Here is a 21,942-nt window from a genome sequence, read left to right as displayed (position 1 = left end):
CACTACTTATAGTCAAACCGACTATAAGTAGTGCTACAGGTGGATGCCGCTGGCGTCGGCGGTGACCTCGCCGACCGAATCAGGCAGGAACGGGGCGAGCTCGGGCAGGTCGTCGAGCGAATCGAACCCCATCTTCTCGAGGAACAGGTCGGTGGTGACGAGCAACGTGGCCCGGGATTCGGCATCGACCCCCTGGCTGCGTACCAGTCCGCGCACGATGAGCGAGCGAATCACACCATCCGAGTTGACGCCGCGAATCGCGGAGATCTGCGCACGCGTGACCGGCTGCCGGTAGGCGATCACGGCGAGCGCCTCCAACGCGGCCTGACCGAGGCGCGCGGTCTGGCCGTCGGTCACGAACGCGGAGACGACCGGCTCGTACACGGCGCGGCTCGCGAACCGCCATCCTCGTGCGGTGCGGCGCAGTTCGAACCCCCGTTCCGCCACTTCGTAGGCGTCTCGCAGACGTTCCAACGCGTCGTTCACCGTCTCCTCGTCCACGCCGAGCACGCGCGCCGCATCGGCCGGCGTCAACGGCTCGTCGGCGACCATGAGCATCGCCTCCAGGCACGCCTTCAATCCGCCTGGAAACTCCTCCACGTTCATGCGAAATCCCTTTCGTCGATTGATACGGCATCCACGTCCTTGAGCACCACGGCGCCGTCCGTACCCTCGTCCGCGAACGAGGGCTGGTCCGGCATCCATCTCAGATGAAGCGCCTCATATGGTCCGGCCTGACGGAACTGCACGGAACCCTGTTTGAAGAACATGAGAACGGCGAGAAAACGTCCCACGACCTCCGCGCGCCCGTCCGCATCGGCTACGAGTTCGGCGAAGGTCATCGAGCCGTCCTCGCCCAACGCGCGCAGTCTGTCCCGGACCAACACGGCCTGCGCCTCAAGGTCGACCAGAGGCACGTGCAGCTGGCGCGTACTCACCGTCGCGACCGGCGCGTGGGCGAACATGCGCGCGGCCAGCGACGCGAGATCGTCGGCTCCGATCGTCCACACGAGTTCCGGCAGCATGGCCGAGATCGACTCGTCCAATTCCCCGGGATGCGGGAACCGACCCGCGTTCGCGGCGATACGCGTGCGGAAGTCACCGGCCGCCTGTTTGAACGCCCGGTATTGCAGGAGTCTGGCGAACAGCAGGTCACGTTCGCGCAGCGCCTCCATGCTCCGTTCGTCACGCTCCCCCGACAGATCGGCGGGCAGGAGCGCCGCGCTCTTCGCCTCGACGAGAATCGACGCGACGTCGAGGAACGAGCTCGCCTCGTCCATGTCCGCGGCGAAGTCGAGTCCGCGGGCGTAGTCGAGGAACTCCTCGGTGATCGCGGACAGGGACACTTCGGTCAGTTCGAGGCGGCGGTTGGCGACCATGCCGAGCAGCACGTCGAACGGGCCGGAGTACACATCAAGGTTCACGGTGAAGCCGGCGGCCTTCGTCGCGGCGTCCGGCTCCCCCGCCGCGATCGGATCGGACGCCGTCGCGGTGGTGTTCACGTCTTCCATTCAGGCGACGACCCCGTTGGCCACGAGTTCGCGTGCCACTTCGCGATACTCCTTGCTGGTCTTGTGCTGCGGGGCGAAGATCGTGATCGGCGCGGCGGCGACGGTGGAGTCGGGCAATTTGATGGACCGGGAGATGACGGTGTGGAACACCTTGTCCTGGAACGCCTCGTAGATGCGCTGCATGACCTCCTCACAGTGCAGGGTACGCGTGAACATCGTGATGAGCACGCCGTACACCTTGAGCGAGGGGTTGATGCGGTTCTGCACCTTCTCGATGGACTGCATGAGCAGGGCGACGCCGCGCAGCGCGAAGAACTCGGCCTCCACGGGGATGATGACGCCGTCCGCGGCGGTCAGCGCGTTCACGGTAAGCAGACCAAGCGACGGCTGGCAGTCGATGATGATCACATCGTATTCCGCACGCAGCGGCTTCAGCACCTGGGCGAGAATCTGCTCGCGCCCCACCTCGGTGACGAGCTGCACCTCGGCCGCGGACAGATCGATGTTCGCGGGGATGATGTCGAGGTTCTCGAAGGCGGTGTGATGCACCACCTCATGCACGTCCATGCGGAAATCGAACAACGCGTTGTAGATGGTCTTCTCGACGGTGTTCGCATTGATGCCGAGCCCCACGGTGGCGGCACCCTGCGGATCGAAGTCGACGATGAGGCACCTGCGCCCGTACTGGCTCAACGCCCCGGCGATGGAGATGGAACTGGTGGTCTTGCCTACGCCGCCCTTCTGGTTGCACATGGCGATGACCCTCGCCGGGCCATGCTGCTGCAACGGTCCGGGGGCGGGGAAGGTCTCATACTCGCGTCCAAGCATATCGGTAGGCATATGGTTTACCTTATCATCTTCCGTTTGGTTTCCGGGTCATCGCGCGCGGGGATGCGCGGTCAGATACGTCTCGATGAGGTTCTCCGGACTCACATGCGTGTAGATCTGCGTGGTGGTGACGGAGGCGTGGCCGAGCAGCTCCTGCACGGTGCGCACATCCGCGCCGCCTTGGATGAGATGCGTGGCGAACGAGTGACGCAGCGTGTGCGGATGCAGCGGGCGCATGATGTGCGCGCGCTCCCCCGCGGCCCTGACGACCTCCCACACGGATTGGCGCGACAGTCGTTTCCCTCGTTTGTTGAGGAACACCGCGCGGCGTTCGGGACTGCCGGAACGGTCACGCGCCTCCAACACGGGCCTTGCGAGATCGAGATAGCGCGTCATCGCCACGCACGCGTAGCCGCCGACCGGCACGAGCCGCTGCTTGGACCCCTTGCCCATGAGCCGCGCCACATGCTGGTCGGTCAGGTCGATGTCGTCGAGGTTCACGGCCGTCGCCTCGGAGACGCGGCAGCCGGTCGCGTACATGAATTCGAGCAGCGCCTTGTCGCGCAGCATGACCGGATCGTCGCCCTGGACCGGCACCGCGTCGAGCAGGCGCGTCACTTCGTCCACGGTGAGCACGTCCGGCAACGTGGCCCCGCTCTTCGGCGCCTTCACGTCCGCGGCGACGTCTTCGGCGACGGCATGCTGGCCGAGCGCGAACCGGTGGAATTCGTGCACGGCGGCGAGACGACGCGCCTTGGATCGCGCGGATTCGCCGTCCGCATCCAGCGCGGCGACGAAATCCTCCACATCGAACCGCGTGACGGCGCGCATGTCCGTCACGCCGCGGGAACGCAGGAACGCGACATAGCGCGCGAGATCGGACGAGTACGCGGCGACCGTCGCCTTCGCGAGTCCCCGCTCCACGTCGATGTGCGCGGCGAACTGCTCCAGCAGCCGCGCGAATCCGTCGTTGTCGTCGTCGGTCATGTCATCCTCCCGTTCGCCGGACCTTCCGCGAACGCCCGGCGTACAAAACGCGAAGACCCCGCGGCTGGCGGGGTCTTCGACACGATTCGCGATACCGGAATCAGGCGGCCTTCGGGGCGTTCACGTCCTCCGGGAGGGCGGCCTTGGCGGCCTCCACGATGGTCTTGAACGTATCGGCGTCGGAGACGGCGATCTCGGCGAGGGCGCGGCGGTCCAGCTCGATGCCGGCCAGCTTCAGGCCCTGGATGAAGCGGTTGTAGGTGATGCCTTCGGCGCGGACGGCGGCGTTGATGCGCTGAATCCACAGCTTGCGGAAGTCACCCTTGCGGGCCTTGCGGTCGCGGAAGTTGTAGTTGAAGGAGTGAAGCAGCTGCTCCTTGGCCTTGCGGTACAGACGGGAGCGCTGGCCGCGGTAGCCGGAGGCCCTTTCGAGAACGACGCGACGCTTCTTGTGGGCGTTCACTGCGCGCTTGACACGTGCCATATTTCTATTTCCTCAGCTTTCTGAAGTTTGCAGGTCTTGTCTCTGATTCAGGCTCAGCGGGCGCCCAGCAGGCGGTTGAGCTTCTTGGTCTGCGGCGTGGGCAGAACCTCGTCGGCCTTCAGCGCGCGGCGCTGGCGGGCGGACTTGTGCTCGAGGTTGTGGCGCATGGCGCTGCCGGCCGCCATCAGCTTGCCGGTGCCAGTGCGGCGGACGCGCTTGGAAGCGGCGGAATTAGTTTTCATCTTCGGCATTGCTGCCCTCCTTGTTGGTGTGCTTCTTGGAAGTCGTGGCGGAGACCGAGGCCTTCGCCTCCGCGGCGGCCTGCGCCTGCGCCTCCTGCTTGGCCGCAAGACGCGCGGCCTGTCGGGCCTGACGCTCGGCACGGGATTCGGCGCCGCGACGGCGCTGCTCGGACTGGGTGTGCACCTTCTTGCCCTTGGGCGCAAGCGTCATGATGATGTTGCGGCCCTCCTGCTTGGGCTTGGACTCGACGGTGCCGTACTCCTCCACCTCCGCGGCGAGGCGCTGCAGCAGCTCCACGCCGCCGATCGGGCGGGACTGCTCGCGACCGCGCAGCATGATGGTGACCTTGACCTTGTCTCCGCCGTTGAGGAAGCGGACCACGTGGCCCTTCTTCACGTCGAAATCATGGTCGTCGATCTTGAGGCGGAAGCGGATCTCCTTGATCTCGGCCGTGTTCTGATTGCGGCGGGCCTCGCGGGCCTTGATCTTCTCGTTGTACTTGAACTTGCCGTAATCGATGAGCTTGGCGACCGGAGGCTTCGCGTTGGGCGCCACCTCGACGAGATCGAGGTTCGCTTCCTTCGCCAGGTTGAGGGCGACCGAGGTCGCGATGACTCCCACCTGTTCGCCGTTCGGGCCGATCAGGCGCACCTGCGAGACGCGAATCTCGTCGTTAATGCGTGGTTCGTCGCTGATGATGACTCCAATCCTCTGTTTTCCGTTGCGGAGCCCATCCGTAAGACCTGACGCAGTCTCGATTCCATGGCATACCAAAGCAAACGCCGCATGCGTTGCATTGCACAGGACGTCGTGAACGTCACTCGCGCATCATACGAGATGCGCCGGCAGTTGCCGTGGACCCGAGGCCGTGAAAGGCTTCCAGGTGGGGTTGCCCCGCTTTCTTGATTTCTCAAGCCAAGGAAGCATATTACCACAGCCCCGGACGACGACACCCTGCGTGTCGCGCAGCCTCATCCCACTTCGCGCAGCAGTCCGCCGATGCCCTCCTTCTTCAGGATGTCGCGGTACGGTCCGGCCTGTTCGGCGATGATGTTGTCGATCGCCCTCATGCCGAGCAGTTCGACGGGTGCGTGATCGTCGGTGAGGATCAGCGACCGGTCGCCGGCATCGGCCGACGGGTCGCGCACCGGTTCCATGCGCGAGGCGACCTCGCTCATGTATGCGGCGAGCGCGCCGTCGCGCGTGCGCTCCCACGTCGCGGATCTCAACGCCGAGGCCTTCACGTCGTCGCGCATGTCGCTGCCGACCGGCTCGGAGACGGTGGCGATGCCGCCGGTGCGCCGCCACGAGTCGCTGCACCCGTCGTAGCGTTTCAGTTCGGCGGCCGTCGGCGCCTTGGCGAACAGCTCACGGTTCGTGGTACCGGGCACGTCGGCCGTGTAGGTCGCGCCGATGCGGCAGGCTCCGTTGAACACGTTGGCGATGGTGGTCTGGAGCGCCTCGTTGATGGAGCCACGTCCGTCGGAGACCATGTTCATGTTGACGACCATCACGCCGCCGGGGTTCAAGTGGTTCCTGACCATCGTGAAGAACTCGTCGGAGCTCATCTGGAACGGGATGGTGATGTCCTGATACGCATCGACCATGATCACGTCGTATCGTTCCCGGGACGCGGCGAGCCACGCACGTCCGTCGTAGGTGGCGACAGGCACGTCGTCCGGCTCGTCGAAGTATGCGCCGGCGAGTTTCGTGATCTTCGCGTCGATTTCGACGCCCTGCACCGTCATCTTCGGGTAGTAGCGCCTCAGCTGCCGTGCGTAGGTGCCGGTGCCCATGCCGAGGATGAGCGCCGAGCGCGCGTGGTCGGCGAGCGCGGGCGCGGCGAGGGCGGTGTCGTAGTACATGCCGGTGAGCCCCTCGCGTTTCATCGTGACGGATTGCACACCGAACAGCACGTTGGTGGACAGGATGGTGCGGTCGGAGAGGTTCTTGACCTGCAGGTAGTTGTAGATGGACTCGCCCTCGTAGGCGAGGGTCGAGGAGTTCTCCCAGAACGCGAATCCGCTCATCGGCGAGAGTACGGCGGAGACGGCGAACACGACGGCCGAGACGGCGCAGGCGACGCGTTTGGCCCGCATCGAGACGAAGTAGACGATCGGGATGGCGAGCAACAGGCCGGAGAAGACGAGGAACGTGACGAACGTGCCGACTGCGGGGATGGTGACGAATGTGGGCAGGAACGTGCCGAGGATGGAGCCGATCGTGTTGCATGCGGACAGCCGTCCGACAACGGACGCGTTGTCGTCGAGCGAATCGGTGGCGAACTTGTTGAGCCCCGCGGTGACGGTGCCGAGCAGGAACAGCGGAGGCACGAAGACGATCATGCAGCTGGCGAACGCGGCGATGACGAGGAAGTTCGTGGACACGGTGACGATGAGCAGTCCGGAGACGAGGAGGACCACGTATTTGCCGACGAGCGGGATGAGGGAAATCCATACGGCGGCGGCCATGATGCGCAGGTACAGCTTGTCCGGGTCGGGGTCGCGGTCGGCCCATTTCCCGCCGAACACGGCGCCGAGCGCGAGCGCGATCATGATGGTGCCGATGATGATGGTCCATACGATCTGCGAACTGGAGAAGTACGGTGCGAGCAGACGCGAGGCGCCGAGTTCGGCGGCCATCACGGCCATGCCGGAGAAGAATTCGGTGACGTACAGGAACGTCTTGGATCTGAGGATCGGCCGGTCGCTCGCCGCTGTTTTCACTGCCATGGGATGAACATTAACGGACATCGGCGCGTCGCGCGTACACTGAATCGATATGTGTGCAGATGATGAGGGACGCGTGTGCGTGGTGTTCGCGGCTGGCGAATACTATGCGTCGCCGGACTATCGGCCGATCAGGGTGCCGCGCGGCGCGTTCGTCGTCGCGGCGGACGGCGGACTCGACCATGCGCGGGCGGCGGGGGTGGCACCGGACGTGGTGGTCGGCGATTTCGATTCGCTTGAGGGCGACCGTCCCGACGCAAGCGCGGATACGATCACGCTGCCGCCGCTCAAGGACGATCCGGATCTGCTGAGTGCGCTCAAGGTGGCATGGGCGCGCGGATGCCGCATGTTCCATGTGTACGGCGCGCTGGGAGGCCGCATCGATCACACGCTCTCCGCGATACGGCTGATGGCGCTCGTCGCCGGTCATGGCGGCATCGGCTTCCTGCACGGCGACGGGACGATCGTGACGGCGATCCGCGACGGTCGCCTCGACTTCGCCGCGCACGACGCCGCGCCGGGACGCATGGTGTCGGTGTTCTCCCATTCGGACGTGTCCCGCGGTGTGGACGAGCCGGGCATGCGCTACGAGATGCTTGACGGCACGCTGACGGGCGACACGGTGCAGGGCGTGAGCAACGAGTTCCGCCCCGGCGTCCCGGCATCGATCGGCGTGCGTGAGGGCACGTTGATCGTCACGTTCCCCGCCGAGGCGCCGATGCCGTGCGTGACGCGTCTGCACGCATTCGGCGGCGATCTGGGCGCGTTGGACACGCACGTCTCGCCGTTGCTGCGGCGTTGACGACCACGGTCCGGCGCAGACCGCGATACACGTGCCGCACCGCTCCCCACTGCCGCCCAGTTCTTTCGACACCTTCTATGTGAACGCTCACGAAATTTTCGGGATTTTCCTCTGAAACACGATGCGGGACGTTGCGTTTCGTACAGACGACGCACTAGAGTGGTCGATGTTGGTAAACAATGGCTCCGGCGTGCCTTGCGCTCCGGCGTCACCCTACAAGGGAGAATTACATGACAGTTAAGATTGGTATCAACGGCTTCGGTCGCATCGGTCGTCTCGCCTTCCGTCGCATCTTCGAGCTCCAGGCTCGCGGCGGCCAGGCCGGCGACATCGAAGTTGCCGCCATCAACGATCTGACCACTCCGGCCACGCTGGCCTACCTGCTGAAGTACGATTCCACCCACGGCACCTTCCGTCACGACGACGGCACGCCGGTCGACGTGAAGGCCACCGAGGACTCCATCGTCGTCGACGGCAAGGAATACAAGGTCTACGCCGAGAAGGACGCCAACAACATCCCGTGGGTCAAGAACGACGGTGTCGAGTACGTGCTCGAGTGCACCGGCTTCTACACCTCCGCCGAGAAGTCCCAGGCCCACATCAACGCCGGCGCCAAGAAGGTCCTGATCTCCGCCCCGGCCAAGGACGACGTCACCCCGACCGTTGTGTTCGGCGTGAACCACGAGATCCTCAAGCCGTCCGACGTGATCGTCTCCGCCGGCTCCTGCACCACCAACTCCATGGCCGCCATGGTCAAGCTGCTGGACGAGAAGTTCGGCATCAAGGCCGGCTTCATGACCACCATCCACGCCTACACCGGCACCCAGATGCTGCTGGACGGCCCGCGTGGCACCAAGACCGGCCGCAACCTGCGCGCCGCCGCGATCAACACGATCGCCCACTCCACCGGTGCCGCCAAGGCCATCGGCAAGGTCGTTCCGTCCGTCAACGGCAAGCTGCAGGGCCACGCCCAGCGCGTGCAGGTCCCGGACGGCTCCGTCACCGAGCTGACCACCGTCCTCAACACCGAGACCACCGCCGACGAGATCAACGAGGCCTTCAAGGCCGCGTTCGCCGACTGCGAGTACTACGGCTACAACGATGAGGGCATCGTCTCCTCCGACATCCTCGGCGACACCCACGGTGGCGTCTTCGACCCGACCCAGACCGACGTCAACACCGTTGACGGCGTGACCCTGGCCCGCACGGTCTCCTTCTACGACAACGAGTACGGCTTCACCTCCAACATGATCCGTACCCTGCTGTACTTCGCCGAGATCAACGAGTAAGACGGAGCGGATTCGTCCGCGATGCCCTTACCGTGACAGGTGAATGAAACCCTCGCCCCTGTGGGCGGGGGTTTCTTCGTATCATGGGAGGCATGGCGAAGAAAAAGAAGCACGAGAAGGGAACCGGCTCGACACCGGCCACCGTGCAGTTGGAGAAGGCGGGCGTCGCGTTCACGCCCTACGAGTACGAGCATTCGAACGATCACATGGACGACGGCTATGGCGTGGAAGCAGCGAAGAAGCTCGGATTCGACGAGCATCAGGTGTTCAAGACGCTGATGGCCGACACCGGTTCGGAACGCGTGGTCGGCGTCGTGCCGGTGTCCGGCCACATGGACCTGAAGGCGCTCGCGGCGGCCGTGGGCGCGAAGAAGGCCGCGATGGCCGATCCGAAGGTCGCGATGCGCGAATCCGGCTATGTCGTCGGCGGCATCTCCCCGCTCGGCCAGAAGACGCGGCACAAGACGGTGCTCGACGAAAGCGCCCTTGCCTTCGACACGATCCTGGTCTCCGGCGGCAAACGCGGATTCTCAGTCGGCGTCTCCCCCGAAGACCTCATCACGGTCCTCGACGCCGTCGCCGCCCCCATCGGCACCTGGTGAACCGACCAATCCCGGCTCCCCTGTGCACCCTTTGAGGGGGATCTGTCCGTGAAGCGGACCGAGGGGGTGCTCCCAACGAGCGCGTTCCCCCACGAACGGATGAGGCTCCCGTCGTCCCCGATACGGGACGGCGGGAGCCTCATCCGTTCAGTCGTCCGGCGTCACGCGCCGTACTGCTCGAGATATGCGTCGGCCGCGGCCTTGATGGCATCGGTCACGTACGGTTCGCCGGAATCGGTGAGAATCGAGCGTCCCGCCTCGAAGATCTCGCGCACGTTCGCGATGGCGAACACCGGGAAGCCAAACTCGGCCTCGACGGCCTTCACCGCGGACAGGTCGGAGTCCTTCGTCTTCTCCATGCGGTCGACGGACAGCACGAGGCCGACGACCTCGACATCCGCCTCGGCCTTGAGCTTCGGGATGACCTCGCGCACCGCGGTGCCGGCGGTCATCACGTCGTCGACGAGCAGCACCTTCATGCCATCCTTCAGCTGGGTGCCGACCATCATGCCGCCGTCGCCGTGGTCCTTCTTCTCCTTGCGGTCGAACGTGTAGCCGACCTCCATGCCGTGGGCGGAGGTCAGGGCGATCGCGGTGGATACGCCCAGCGGGATGCCCTTGTAAGCGGGGCCGAACACGGTGTCGATGTCCTTCGGCAGCCTGCCGGCCTCGATCTCGGCGGCGATCTTCTCGGCGTAGAACGCGCCGAGCGTGGCGATCTTGCGGCCGTCGTCGAACGCGCCAGCGTTGATGAAGTACGGGGACTTGCGTCCGGACTTCAGCGTGAAGTCGCCGAACTTGAGCGCCTTGGATTCGAGCAGGAACTGCGTGAATCGGATGTCGAGCGATGCGTTGTCGGTCATGTCTGTCCTTTTCCCCTCCCGCTGGCGGGAGGTGTCACGAAGTGACGGAGGGTGGTCCACCCCCAGTCGGCTTACGCCGACAGCCCCCGCCAGCGGGGGCCGTGCGATTTGGTCCGGAACGTCCGTTCAGCGCCAGGTCTCGCCGGCGGCGAGCTTGGCGGCGAGTTCGGGGCGGTCGTCGAGCAGGTCGTCGAGCTCGCGGGCCACGCGCAGCGGCGCGACCGGGTCGAACAGGGCGGCCGCACCCACCTCGACGGCGTTCGCGCCCGCATACAGGTATTCGAGCGCCTTCTCGCCGGAGTCGATGCCGCCGATGCCGATGATCGGGATGTCGGGCAGCACGGTGCGCGTGCGGTAGACGGCGACCAGGCCCATCGGCAGCACGGCCGGACCGGACACGCCGCCGGTCGTGTTCGCGATGATCGGTTCGCCGGTGCGGATGTTGATGCGCATGCCGAGCAGCGTGTTGATCATGCTCAGCGCGTCGGCGCCGTGTTCGACGGCGGCGCGCGCCGGCACGGTGATGTCGGTCACGTTCGGCGTGAGCTTGATGATCATCGGCTTGTCGGTCATCGGGCGCAGACGGTCCATGAGCTTGGCGAGCGCGACCGGATCGGTGCCGACGCTCATGCCGCCGTGCGTCACGTTCGGGCAGCTCACGTTGATCTCGAGCATGTCGGCGTCGGAGTCGGCGAGCTTGGCGACGACGGCCGCATAGTCGTCGTCGCAGTGTCCGGCCACGTTGGCCACGACGGTGGCGCCCGCCTTCTTGAGCTTCGGCAGGTCGTCGACGAGATAATGGTCGACGCCCGGGTTCTGCAGGCCGACCGCGTTGATGTTGGAGGCGGGGCCCTCGGCGGTGCGCGGCGACGGGTTGCCCTCCCACGGCACGGGCGAGCAGCCCTTGGTGGAGACGGCTCCCAGCTGGCTCACGTCGTAGAACCAACGCACGGCCGCGTACTGGAAGGTGCCGGAGGCGGTGCCGACCGGGTTCTTCCAGGTGACGCCCGCCACCTGGGTGGAGTGCTTCCACTCGTGGGCCTCATACAGGTTGATGTGGTCCGTGTGCTTCGCGTCGGTCATGTTCACTTCCCCCATCCGAGCTGTTCGCGGGTGAACACCGGTCCATCGGCGCACACCTTGAGTCGTCCGTCCACGGTGTCCACGGTGCACAGCACGCAGGTGCCGTAGCCGCAACCCATGCGCTGCTCCATGCTCAACTGGCAGGCGAGGTCGCGTTCCGCGGCCCATGCGGCGACGGCCTTCATCATCGGCAGCGGTCCGCAGGACAGGATCACCGTGTCGAGTCCGTCGACGGTGAGTCCGCCGTCCGCTTCGAGACGGTCGAGCAGGGTGATGACGTTGCCTTCCGATTCGTCGATGCTCACCGTCGCGTCGGCGTACGGCTCGACGAACCGGTCGGCGAAATGCTCGTTGCGGTAGCCGAACACCGCGGTGGTGCGGGTGGCCGGGTCGTCGGCGAGACGCTGCGCCGTGTAGATGAGCGGCGGCACGCCGAGGCCGCCGGCGACGAGCACGTAGTGGGCGGCCGTCTTCGTGTCGAACGGGCGGCCCAGGGGACCGAGCACCTGGATCGTGTCGCCGGCCTTGAGCTGTGCGAATCCGGCGGTGCCCTTGCCGACGACGGCGAAGATGACGCTCACCTCGTCGTCGTGCGTCTCGCTCACGCCGAACGGGCGCGGCATCGGCATCATCGGGTCGTCGGTGAAGATGTTCACGAACTGCGCGGGGCGCGCGTGCTCGGCGATGTACGGGTCGCGGAAGGTGAGCCGGACGACGCCCGGCGCGGGTTCGGTGACGTCGGTGACGTCGACGGGATGGCGCGGCGGGAAGAATCCCGCGGCGACGGCCTCGTTCACCACGTCATAGGTCGGGGTGAAGGTGGCGCTCATGGTGCTCCTTACGTTGGTCGGTGGTCGGTCTGTTTCGGTGTTGCGGGTCCGGGGTCTACAGCACGGCGCGCAGGTCGTCGCGCATGCGGATGGCCGCGTCGCGCGCCGTCTCGTCGACGAGCGCAAGCGCGTCGTCGGCGGACATGGACGGGCTGTAGCGCCCGTCCTTCCGCCACGCGCCGATGATGCCGCGGGACGAGTTGACGATGGCGCCGGATCCGTCCGCGTCGAACATGCCGCGCACGTCGGCGGCGGTGCCGCCCTGCGCGCCGTAGCCGGGCACGAGGAAGAACGTGTGCGGCATGCGCTTGCGCAGCGCCTTGCCCTCCTCGGGGTGGGTGGCGCCGACGACCGCGCCGACGCGCGAGTAGCCGTGCGTGCCGATCGAGTCGGCGCCCCAGCCTTCGACGAGGTCGGCGACACGCTCGTACACCTTCGATCCGTCGGCGAGGTCGAGCATCTGCAGCTCGCTGGACGAGGGGTTGGAGGTGCGCACGAGCACGAACAGGTCCTTGTCGCTTTCCTTGGCGGCGTCGACGAACGGGGTGATGCCGTCGGTGCCGAGGTACGGGTTGACGGTGACGGCGTCGACCTTCCACGGGTCGAAGCCGTCCACGCCGGTGAGCATGTACGCGTAGGCGGCGGCCGTGGAGCCGATGTCGCCGCGCTTGGCGTCGGCGAGCACGTACAGGCCGCGGCTGGCCGCATAGTCGCAGGTCATCGTGTACACGTCGACGCCGGCGGGGCCGAGCGCCTCGTACATGGCGATCTGCGGCTTGACGGCGGGCACGATGCCGGCGACGGCGTCGATGATGGTGCGGTTGAACTCGTAGAAGGCGCTGGCGAGCTGTACGGCCGGCGCCTCGGCCGGGTCCTCCACGGAATCCCTGACCTCCTCGGCGAGCCCCGCGACCACCTGCGGCGGCACGAGCGCCTCGGTGGGGTCGAGTCCGACGACGCTCGGGTTCTGCGTCGCCTCGATGGCGTCGATCAAGCGGTCCATGCGTTTCCTTTCGTTGAAGTCCTTGTCGTTCACTCCGCCCCCGCTGGCGGGGACTTGGTCAGTGCTCACTACCTCCGCCCCCGCTGGCGGGGGCTGTCACGCAGTGACTGGGGGTGGTTGCCGGGTATCCGTCACAGTCGGCTGAACACCATCTCGCCGCCGATGATGGTGGCGAGCGGGCGTCCGGTCACCTTCCATCCGCCGAACGGGGTGTTGCGCGCCTTGGAGTGGAAGGCCTCGGGGTCGACGGTCCACTCGCCGGACGTGTCGAGCACGACGAGGCCGATGCCGGTCGTGTCCTTCACCGTGCCCAGGTCGAGCACGCGCCTGGCGTCCGGTTCGCGCGAGGCGTCGGTCTCGCGGTCGAGCAGCGCGGTCACGTCGGTGGCCTCATGGCCCATAAGACGCATCGGCTCGACGCTCATCAGTTCGATGAGGCGTTCGTCGGAGATGTAGCCGCCGTCGACGAGGGTCTTGTGGCACACGCCGTACGCGCATTCGAGGCCGATGATGCCGTTGGGGGCGTCGAGGAAACCGAGCCCCTTCTCCGCCATGGTGTGCGGCGCATGGTCGGTGGCGAGCAGGTCGACGGTGCCGTCGGCGACGGCCTCGCACGTGGCCTTGCGGTCCTCCTCCGAGCGCAGCGGCGGGTTCATCTTGGCGAGCGTGCCGTACGTGAGCAGCGCCTCGTCGCTCAGGGAGAGGTAGTGGGGCGCGGTCTCGCAGGTGACCGGCAGCCCTTCCGCCTTGGCGGCGCGGATCGCCTCGAAGCTGCCGGCGGTGCTCACGTGCTGGAAGTGCACGTGCACGCCGGTCTCGCGGGCCTTGGCGATGTCGCGCGCGACAATCCTCAATTCGGTGTCCTCGGGGATGCCGGGCACGCCGAGTTTGCGCGAGACGGGGCCTTCGTTCACCGCGCCGGTGTCGTGGTGCTCGCAGTGCTCGATGAGCGGCAGGCCGGACTCCTTGGCGAGCGCGAACACCGCGTCGAGCGTCTCCGGGGTGACGGCGGAACCGTCGTCGCTGATCGCGGTGACCGGATGCGCGAGCTGGTCGGCGTCCTTGGTCTCGTCGGCGACGCCAGGCATGTGGCGGCGCCAATGCTCGAATTCGGTGGCCTCATGGCCGGCGCGCCCCTTGGAGGCGCACACGCACAGGTCGTAGCGCACGGGCAGCGTCACGTCGTGGTCGGCGGCGTAGTGCTGCAGGAAGTCGATGACGTCGTTCCTGCCGGAGGACAGCACCTCGTCGGCGCCGGGGGCGTCCCGGTCGACGATCGTCTCGCCGTCCATCGCGGGCACGGTGTTCGGCATGATGAGGACGTCGGTGTATCCGCCGGAGGCCGACGCGGCGCAGCCGGAGACCATCGACTCCTTGTAGGTCTGTCCGGGGTCGCGGAAGTGCACGTGCGGGTCGGCGAATCCGGGCGCGAGCGTGAGCCCGGCCGCGTCGATCTCCGAATCGCCGAACCCCTCCGCTCCGGAACGCTCCCCTTCCAGGATCGATCCCGCGGAGAGCGGCACCTTCACGTCGATGACCTCGTCGGTGTTCCACACCTTGATGTTGCGCAGCGTCGGCATATCGGCTCCTTACAGTTTCGCTTCCTCGTCGCAGTAGTCGCAGCGGTACTCCTGACGCTCGGAATGCGTCAGGTGGAACATCTGGTCGATGCCGCGTTCGGTCGTGGTCACGCAGCGCGGGTTGCGGCAGGTGAGGATGTTCACCACGTGCTCGGGCAGCGTGGGCGTCTTCTTCTCGACGATCCTGCCGCCGCGCACGATGCCGACGGTCGCGGTGCGCGCGACGAGGCCGAGCACGTCGAGGTCGATGGACGGGCCCTTCTTGCCGTCCTCGTCCTCGATCTTGATGATGTCCTTGCGGCCGTACAGATGGCTGTCGGTGTTCATGATGAGGGCGAGCTTGGTCTTCGCCGGGTTGATCTTCAGATACGCGAGCACCTTCAGCGCGGTGCCGGCGGGCACGTGGTCGATGATGATGCCGTTTTGGATGCTGGTGACCTCCATCAGGCCTGGACCTCCTTGTTCTCGAACGGTTCGTAGCCGGGCAGCTCGTCACCCACCACGGTGCTCTCGAGCGCCATGCGCATGAGCATGCCGTTCTTCACCTGTTCGAAGTAGGCGGCGCGCGGGTCGTCGTCGACTTCGACGGCGATCTCGTTGACGCGCGGCAGCGGGTGCAGCACGGCCATATGCTCCTTGGCGCGGGCGAGCTTGTCCTCGTCGAGGATGTACGTGTCCCTAAGGCGCAGGTAGTCGTCCTCGTTGAAGAAGCGTTCCTTCTGCACGCGGGTCATGTACAGCACGTCGAGGTCGCCGATCACGGAGACCAGATCCTTGACCTCCACGTAGGAGCAGGACGGGGTGGCGTCGATGCGGTCGAGCACGTACTGCGGGGTCTTGAGCTCGTCGGGGCTGATGAGCACGAACCGCACGTTGCCGAAGCGGCACAGCGTCTCGATGAGCGAGTGCACGGTGCGGCCGAACATGAGGTCGCCGCACAGGCCGACGGTCAGGTCGGTGACGCGGCCGAAGCGCGACTGGAGCGTGGCGAGGTCGGCGAGCGTCTGCGTGGGGTGCATGTGACCGCCGTCGCCCGCGTTGATGACGGGCACGGAGGCGGCGCGGGAGGCGACGAGCGCCGCGCCTTCCTTCGGATGGCGGATCGCGACCACATCGACGTAGTTGGACACGGTCTTCAGGGTGTCGGCGATGGATTCGCCCTTGGAGACGGAGGCGAGCTGCGCGCCGGCGAAGCCGATCACCTTGCCGCCGAGACGCAGCATCGCGGTCTCGAAGCTCAGACGCGTGCGGGTGGAGGGCTCGTAGAAGAGCGTGGCCAGCACCCTGCCGTCGCAGGCGTGCGCCACCTCCCTGCGATGCGCGTCGATGTACTGCGCCTTGTGCAGCAGATCGGTGATCTGGGGGATGGAGAGATCGTCGAGCGAGATGACGCTCTTGCCGAGCATCGGCGTCTCCGCCGGTTCCTGTTCAGTTGACACGGCTCACCTTTCGTGTGTGAAACGGACAAGGTGGCCACTAACGTGACCTATCCGACTATAGACCATTTCTCCGACGCACGCCGCACAAGCCGTCCCCCGCGCGTCACCTTCCGTTCACCTTGCCCGAACGCCGTCACGCCCGTCATCGTGACGGCCGCGCGCGCCTTATGCGGGCAGCCGTCGTCCGATGGCTGCGAGGAAGGCATCGGCACCGGGCTTTCGACCGTGCACGTCGGGACGGGACAGCGTGTCGTCGAACACGTAGACGTCGAAGGTGGGCAGGGTCGCGCCCGTCACCGGCATGAACGCGATACGGTCGTCCTTCTCGACGGCGATGGACGCCATCAGTCCGACGGCGATGCCGGACGCGATGATCGACTTCATCGTGCCCACGTCGGCGACTTCGATGATGTCCGTCGGATCGATGTGCGCACGGATGAACGCGCCCGCCGCCTTCGAGTGCACGAAATCGTCGGACAGGGTGACGAACCGCATGCCCCGCGACAGCGCCGCGTCGGACAGGTCGAACGTCATCCTGCCGGCGAGCGCCGTGGCGGCCGCACCACCCTTCGCATAAGCGAGACCGAATGGGAACGATGCGATTCTGAACGTGCGCGCAGCGCCGAACGACGGCGACGATTCGACGGCTGCCACCGCGCCGAAATCGACCGTGTGACGTTCGATGGCGCCAAGCAGTTTGCGCGATCCGACGGACTGCACGGTGACTTCGCCGTCGAGTTCGCCGGACAGGCTGCGCGCCAACGCGTCGATGGTCTCGTCCCCCAGCAGATACGCGGAGATGATGGGGGGCAATCCGACGCTGTACGTATTCACGGAGACGTCCGACGGCGTTTCGCCGGAGAGACCGGCACGCGCCACGGCGTCGGGCAGTCGGTTGATCTCGTCGAGGATGGCGGCGGTGTGCCGGATCAGGGCGAGGCCAGCGGCGGTGAGCGTCGCCTCTCCCCCGGCACCGAAGCGGCGGCGTGCGATCAGCGTCGCGCCGAGCCGCCGTTCGAGTCGTTTGACGGCCTGCGACACGGTGGGCTGGGAGACGCCGCCGGCGGCGGCCGCGTCGGTGAAGCTGCCGAGTTCGGCGACGAGCTGGAAGAGCTCCAGATCACGGATGTTGTCTATCGATGCCATGAGCCGCCTTGCCTTGGGGAAACTACACGTCATTGTAACGTGGGTTCCGGCTGCGCGGCGGCTCGGACGGGAATCGGGTCGGAAGTCGGATTCAGGGTGCCGGGACTCAGCCGATACGCCAGGTGTTCGCCTCGACCGCGGCCTCGACATCCGGCACGGGTTCGCGGTTCAGCCCTTCGGTGATTGCCTGTTCGGCGACGGCGACGGCGACCCTGCGCGAGATCTCCTTCAGATCGCTGACGGGCGGCAGCACGGCCGCGCCCGGCTTGTCCACGTCGATCATCCCGGAGATGGCGTGCGCGGCGGCGAGCAGCATGCGATCGCTGACCAGACGCGCCTTGCCGACGATCGCGCCGAAGCAGATGCCCGGATACATGAGCGCGTTGTTCCCCTGGCCGATATGGTAGGTGACCCCCTCGTACTCGACGGGGGCGGACGGGGTGCCGGTGATGACGAACGCCTTGCCTTCGGACCAGCGGATCACGTCGGCGGCCTTCGCTTCGGCGAGTTCGGTCGGGTTGGAGATCGGGCACAGCAGCGGGCGTTCCACATGGCTGCACATGGCGCGCACCACGCGCTCGTCGAACGCGCCGGGGCGGGTGGAGGTGCCGATGAGCACGCTCGGCTGGAACGCGTCGACGACGGAGGCCAGGTCGGTCGGATCGGCGAGCGTCGGGAATTCGTCGGCCTTGCGCGCGTACTTGCGCTGGCCGTCGGTCAGTCCCTCCTGCCCTTCGACGACGAGACCGTAGCGGTCGACGAGCGCGACGCGTCCCATCGCCTCCGCGCGGTCCATGCCGCCGTTGACGACGAGATCGTCGACGAGCTGGTCGGCGATGCCGACGCCGGCGGTGCCCGCACCGAAGACGAGGATGCGCGTGTCGTCATAGGAGGTGCCGGCGATGCGGCGTGCGGCGACGAGTGCGGCGAGCACGGTCACGCCGGTGCCCTGGATGTCGTCGTTCAGGGTGAGTACGTCGCCCCGGTAGCGTTCGAGGATCGGCGCGGCGGTGGGACGGCCGAAGTCCTCCCAATGCAGCAGCGCGTCCGGGTAGAGTTCGAGACAGTCGTGCACGAACGCGTCGATGAACGCGTCGTAGCGTTCGCCGCGCACGCGCGGGAAGCGGTTGCCGACGTAGCGCGGATTGTCGAGGAGTTCCTTGCGGTCGGTGCCCACGTCGATCATGACGGGCAGCACGCGCGCCGGGTCGATGCCGGCCGCAGCCGTGTAGACGGCGAGCTTGCCGGTGAGGATCTCCGCGCCCTGCGCTCCCCAATCGCCGATGCCGAGGATGCCTTCGCCGTCGGTGGCGACGATCAGGTCGATGTCGCGCCCTTCGGCGTACTGGCGCAGCGCGTCCTTGATGCGTTCGGGATGCTCGATGGACACATAGGCGACATCGGAGCCGAGATAGTACTTGTCGTACTGCATGATCGACTGGGCGACGGTGGGCGCGTACACGATCGGCATGTATTCGGTCAGATGCTTGGACATGCCGTGGTAGAACAGGCGTCGGTTCTCCCGGCACACGCCCATCAGGTACAGACGCTTGCCGAGATCGTCCTCGATGCCGCTGAAGCGCTCATACACGGTCTCCTCCTGCATGTCGAGCGACTGCACGGCGGCGGGCAGCAGGCCGTCCACATCGTCGGCGACGCGCTCGTCGATTGTGGCGGCGAGGCCGCGGTTGGTGAAGGAATCCTTGAGTGTGGCGAATCCGGTCATGGTGTCGCTCCTTGTGGTTGGATGTCGTTGATGGTCTGGTGTCATCGGCTTCGTCGCCGTGTTGCCTCACACGATAGGAGCGGCCCCGCGTTCCCCTCAAATAAGCGAATCCACTATGGCGACACGCCCCGTTTCACAACGGTTCCGACGTTCGCCGACGGCGTGCCGGGGCGGCCCGGCCCCATATAGGCACCGTTTATTTGCGGGCCCCGGAGCCGGCATCGTAGCCTTGGGGCAATCGGTCGCATCATCCCCCTCCCACCGATGGAGACGGAGGGGCTGCCCCAATGAAGGAGTCACGATGACCATGTCCATACCGTTGAAGTCCTCGTCGAACGCACGATCGTCAGCCAAGACAGCCTCCGCCGCCCCGCATGCGAAGGCGCTCAAGGCAGTCGCCTGCATCGCCGTCACCCTCGCCATCTATCTCGCGCCGATCCCCGACGGGCTCACCGCCCAGGGCATGCACATGCTGGCGATCTTCCTCGGCACGATCCTCGGGCTCATCCTCCAGCCGTTGCCGACGTCCGCCGTGGCGATCATCGGCCTGACCGTGGCAATGCTCACCGGCACGATGGATCCGAAGACCGCCGCGTTCTCCGGACTCGGTTCCGCGTCGATCTGGCTGATCGTCGCCGCGTTCTTCATCGCCCAAGGATTCGTGAAGACCGGTCTGGGCCGGCGCATCGCCCTCGTGTTCATCAGCCTGCTCGGCAAGTCGAGTCTCGGCATCTCCTACGGCCTGACGGCCGCGGACCTGCTGCTCGCACCGGCGACACCGTCGAACACGGCGCGCCTGGGCGGCATCCTGTTCCCGATCATCACGTCGATCAGCGACATGCAGGAGTCCACGCCGAAGTCCGACGAGTCACGCAGGCGCATCGGCGCGTTCCTGTGCATCACCGCGAACAACGTGAACGCGATCACCTCGTCCATGTTCATCACCGCCATGGCCGCGGGACCCGTCGTCGCCCAACTCGCCTCCGACTCGGACGCGCCGATCTCCTGGGGTTGTGAACTGCTGAGGCTTTGGTTTGTTTTGCCTTGTTGGTGTGTGATATGATTTGCCTGTGCGTGCGAAGGAATGGGCGGCTCGTGAGGGTTTGAACGAGCAGACGGTGTGGAAGTGGTGCCGTGAGAACCGTATGCCTGTTCCCGTGGAGAAGTCGGGGAGTGTGTGGCTGGTCCACGACCCGAAGTATGAGAAGACGGATATGCCGGCGACCGGTTCGCGCGTCGTGTGCTATGCGCGTGTCTCGTCCTCCGATCGGAAAGCCGACTTGCAGCGTCAGGCGGACCGGTTGAAGGCGTTCGCCATCAACATGGGGGTCGAGAAACCGGAATTGGTCATGGAGACCGGTTCCGGCATGAACGACAAACGTCGCAAATTGAACCGCATCCTCGCCGACCCGACCGTGGGCACGATCATCGTGGAGCATCGGGATCGTCTGGCCCGTATGAACGCCGGACTGGTCGAATCCGCGTTGAACGCGCAGGGACGACGACTGATCGTCGTGGACGATACGGAGCTGGATGACGACCTCGTGCGTGACATGACCGAGGTGTTGACCTCGTTGTGCGCCCGACTGTACGGGCGGCGTGCGGCGAGGAGCAAGGTGGAGGCCGCGTTGAGGGCGGCGCGTGATGCTTGAGGCCGTCAGGGTGGCGTTGGACCCGACGCCGGCGCAGGAACGGCTGCTGCTGTCGCACGCGGGGGCGGCTCGGTTCGCGTACAACGCGGGTCTCGCCCATGTCAAGGCCGCCATCGAGGCCGGGGAGGGGCCGGAATGGTCCCTGTATGCGCTGCGCCGCTGGTGGAACGCGAACAAGGACACGCTGGCCGTGGATGCGGACGGAGAACCGTGGTGGCGGGAGAACTCGAAGGAGGCGTACGGCAGCGGGCTTGAATCGTTGGCGGATGCTCTGTCGAACTGGTCGAAGAGCCGCAAGGGCGAGCGAAAAGGTCGCAGGGTCGGGTTCCCGAGGTTCAAGGCGAAGGACCGCGCCATGCCACGGTTCGCGTACACGACCGGCAGCTTCGGCCTCGTCAAGGACGACCCGAAGGCGTTGCGACTGCCGCGTATCGGCCGCGTGCACTGCATGGAGGACGTGACGGGACGCGTGGACGGGGCCAGGGTGCTGCGCATGACGGTCTCGTGCCGCGCGGGGCGCTGGTACGCCGCGTTGACCGTCGAACGCGCCGACCCGACGGCGAAACGAACCCCGCAGGGAGGGGCGGTCGGCGTCGATCTGGGCGTCAAAACGCTCGCCACGCTCTCGGACGGCACCGTCATCGACAACCCGCACACGCTCAGAACGGCCGAACGCCGGCTGAAACGCGCGCAGAGAGCGTTGAGCCGCAAGACCAAGGGGTCAAAGCGACGTCTCAAGGCGCGAAACAAGGTCGCCCGCATCCACGCGCGCATCACGAACCAGCGGCGCGACCTGCTGGACAAGCTCACCACCTGGCTCGCCGGAACATACTCGGACATCAGCATCGAGGATCTGAACGTGACGGGCATGGTCAGGAACCACCGGCTCGCCAAGACGATCGAGGACGCGTCCTTCGCCGAACTGCGACGCCGACTCGAATACAAGACCGCGAGAACCGGTACAAGACTGCATGTGATCGACCGCTGGTATCCCAGCAGCAAGATGTGCTCGGACTGCGGGAGCGTGAAAGCCAAGCTCTCCCTCGACGAGCGAACCTACCACTGCGAAGACTGCGGTCTGACCCTGGACCGTGACCTGAACGCGGCCATCAACATCATGGTCGCCGGGAGTGCCCCGGAGACCC

The 21,942-nt window shown here is 66.2% G+C and carries 23 protein-coding genes; 6 read left to right on the top strand and 17 right to left on the bottom strand.

Going from position 1 to position 21,942, the window contains the following annotated elements; genetic code table 11:
- Positions 1 to 33 precede the first annotated feature (33 nt).
- The 8 genes from scpB to AC1AYR_RS07535 form a co-directional block, all read right to left on the bottom strand.
- A complete protein-coding gene (gene scpB / locus AC1AYR_RS07570) occupies positions 34 to 606 on the bottom strand; it encodes an SMC-Scp complex subunit ScpB (protein WP_101622699.1) in 573 nt (190 codons plus the stop codon).
- Entirely contained in the window at positions 603 to 1,511 is a 909-nt protein-coding gene (locus AC1AYR_RS07565) for a segregation and condensation protein A (RefSeq protein ID WP_101622698.1), read from the bottom strand. The genes scpB and AC1AYR_RS07565 overlap by 4 nt, the downstream gene beginning before the upstream one ends.
- On the bottom strand, positions 1,512 to 2,351 hold the full coding sequence (locus tag AC1AYR_RS07560; protein ID WP_101622697.1) for a ParA family protein: 840 nt from the start codon (positions 2,349 to 2,351) through the stop codon (positions 1,512 to 1,514).
- 36 nt (positions 2,352 to 2,387) lie between these two features.
- Positions 2,388 to 3,326, bottom strand: coding sequence for a site-specific tyrosine recombinase XerD (gene xerD / locus AC1AYR_RS07555; RefSeq protein ID WP_101622696.1), 939 nt, complete (start codon positions 3,324 to 3,326; stop codon positions 2,388 to 2,390).
- A 100-nt stretch (positions 3,327 to 3,426) separates the two neighbouring features.
- Positions 3,427 to 3,810 (bottom strand): 50S ribosomal protein L20, encoded by a 384-nt coding sequence (gene rplT, locus AC1AYR_RS07550; RefSeq protein WP_101622695.1) that lies wholly within the window; start codon positions 3,808 to 3,810, stop codon positions 3,427 to 3,429.
- A gap of 53 nt (positions 3,811 to 3,863) precedes the next feature.
- The gene (gene rpmI, locus AC1AYR_RS07545) at positions 3,864 to 4,061 is read right to left on the bottom strand and encodes a 50S ribosomal protein L35 (protein ID WP_034526016.1); all 198 of its coding nucleotides are present in this window, start codon (positions 4,059 to 4,061) and stop codon (positions 3,864 to 3,866) included.
- Complete coding sequence (infC, locus tag AC1AYR_RS07540) at positions 4,042 to 4,812, bottom strand: translation initiation factor IF-3 (protein ID WP_101622795.1); 771 nt, start codon at positions 4,810 to 4,812, stop codon at positions 4,042 to 4,044. Before infC ends, rpmI begins: the two co-directional genes overlap by 20 nt.
- A gap of 212 nt (positions 4,813 to 5,024) precedes the next feature.
- Positions 5,025 to 6,785, bottom strand: coding sequence for a spermidine synthase (locus AC1AYR_RS07535; protein WP_243394462.1), 1,761 nt, complete (start codon positions 6,783 to 6,785; stop codon positions 5,025 to 5,027).
- 49 nt (positions 6,786 to 6,834) lie between these two features.
- Between AC1AYR_RS07535 and AC1AYR_RS07530 the strand changes: the two genes are divergently transcribed.
- From AC1AYR_RS07530 to ybaK, 3 genes are all read left to right on the top strand, one after another.
- On the top strand, positions 6,835 to 7,584 hold the full coding sequence (locus tag AC1AYR_RS07530; RefSeq protein WP_101622694.1) for a thiamine diphosphokinase: 750 nt from the start codon (positions 6,835 to 6,837) through the stop codon (positions 7,582 to 7,584).
- A 230-nt stretch (positions 7,585 to 7,814) separates the two neighbouring features.
- Positions 7,815 to 8,873 carry a type I glyceraldehyde-3-phosphate dehydrogenase gene (gene gap / locus AC1AYR_RS07525; RefSeq protein WP_101622693.1) on the top strand — a complete coding sequence of 353 codons (1,059 nt, stop codon included), beginning with the start codon at positions 7,815 to 7,817 and terminating at the stop codon, positions 8,871 to 8,873.
- Positions 8,874 to 8,965: 92 nt separating this feature from the next.
- On the top strand, positions 8,966 to 9,475 hold the full coding sequence (ybaK, locus tag AC1AYR_RS07520; protein WP_165784920.1) for a Cys-tRNA(Pro) deacylase: 510 nt from the start codon (positions 8,966 to 8,968) through the stop codon (positions 9,473 to 9,475).
- A 161-nt stretch (positions 9,476 to 9,636) separates the two neighbouring features.
- On the opposite strand, the gene pyrE is transcribed toward ybaK, so the two are convergent.
- The 9 genes from pyrE to AC1AYR_RS07475 all read right to left on the bottom strand — a co-directional run bounded on the left by pyrE (position 9,637) and on the right by AC1AYR_RS07475 (position 19,190).
- Positions 9,637 to 10,338: an orotate phosphoribosyltransferase gene (pyrE, locus tag AC1AYR_RS07515; protein ID WP_101622691.1), complete on the bottom strand. Its 702-nt coding sequence runs from the start codon at positions 10,336 to 10,338 to the stop codon at positions 9,637 to 9,639.
- 126 nt (positions 10,339 to 10,464) lie between these two features.
- Positions 10,465 to 11,421 carry a dihydroorotate dehydrogenase gene (locus tag AC1AYR_RS07510; protein ID WP_476512193.1) on the bottom strand — a complete coding sequence of 319 codons (957 nt, stop codon included), beginning with the start codon at positions 11,419 to 11,421 and terminating at the stop codon, positions 10,465 to 10,467.
- Positions 11,422 to 11,423: 2 nt separating this feature from the next.
- Complete coding sequence (locus AC1AYR_RS07505) at positions 11,424 to 12,251, bottom strand: dihydroorotate dehydrogenase electron transfer subunit (RefSeq protein WP_476512194.1); 828 nt, start codon at positions 12,249 to 12,251, stop codon at positions 11,424 to 11,426.
- 55 nt (positions 12,252 to 12,306) lie between these two features.
- A complete protein-coding gene (pyrF, locus tag AC1AYR_RS07500) occupies positions 12,307 to 13,254 on the bottom strand; it encodes an orotidine-5'-phosphate decarboxylase (RefSeq protein ID WP_476512195.1) in 948 nt (315 codons plus the stop codon).
- A gap of 131 nt (positions 13,255 to 13,385) precedes the next feature.
- Positions 13,386 to 14,834 (bottom strand): dihydroorotase, encoded by a 1,449-nt coding sequence (locus AC1AYR_RS07495; RefSeq protein WP_476512196.1) that lies wholly within the window; start codon positions 14,832 to 14,834, stop codon positions 13,386 to 13,388.
- A 9-nt stretch (positions 14,835 to 14,843) separates the two neighbouring features.
- Positions 14,844 to 15,278: an aspartate carbamoyltransferase regulatory subunit gene (locus AC1AYR_RS07490; protein WP_476512197.1), complete on the bottom strand. Its 435-nt coding sequence runs from the start codon at positions 15,276 to 15,278 to the stop codon at positions 14,844 to 14,846.
- Positions 15,278 to 16,240: an aspartate carbamoyltransferase gene (pyrB, locus tag AC1AYR_RS07485; RefSeq protein WP_476512205.1), complete on the bottom strand. Its 963-nt coding sequence runs from the start codon at positions 16,238 to 16,240 to the stop codon at positions 15,278 to 15,280. Before pyrB ends, AC1AYR_RS07490 begins: the two co-directional genes overlap by 1 nt.
- 198 nt (positions 16,241 to 16,438) lie before the next feature.
- Positions 16,439 to 17,419: a LysR family transcriptional regulator gene (locus tag AC1AYR_RS07480; protein WP_476512198.1), complete on the bottom strand. Its 981-nt coding sequence runs from the start codon at positions 17,417 to 17,419 to the stop codon at positions 16,439 to 16,441.
- 106 nt (positions 17,420 to 17,525) lie between these two features.
- Complete coding sequence (locus tag AC1AYR_RS07475) at positions 17,526 to 19,190, bottom strand: NAD-dependent malic enzyme (protein ID WP_476512199.1); 1,665 nt, start codon at positions 19,188 to 19,190, stop codon at positions 17,526 to 17,528.
- A 256-nt stretch (positions 19,191 to 19,446) separates the two neighbouring features.
- On the opposite strand from AC1AYR_RS07475, the gene AC1AYR_RS07470 reads away from it, so the two are divergent.
- The 3 genes from AC1AYR_RS07470 to tnpB all read left to right on the top strand — a co-directional run.
- A complete protein-coding gene (locus tag AC1AYR_RS07470) occupies positions 19,447 to 20,208 on the top strand; it encodes an anion permease (protein ID WP_476512200.1) in 762 nt (253 codons plus the stop codon).
- A gap of 7 nt (positions 20,209 to 20,215) precedes the next feature.
- Entirely contained in the window at positions 20,216 to 20,797 is a 582-nt protein-coding gene (locus tag AC1AYR_RS07465; protein WP_476512201.1) for an IS607 family transposase, read from the top strand.
- A partial coding sequence (gene tnpB / locus AC1AYR_RS07460; protein WP_476555153.1) for an IS607 family element RNA-guided endonuclease TnpB occupies positions 20,790 to 21,942 on the top strand: 1,153 nt, incomplete at its 3' end. The genes AC1AYR_RS07465 and tnpB, both read left to right, overlap by 8 nt.

The organism is Bifidobacterium sp. LH_417 (genome assembly GCF_056357035.1).
This window is presented reverse-complemented; position numbering and strand designations above follow the sequence as displayed.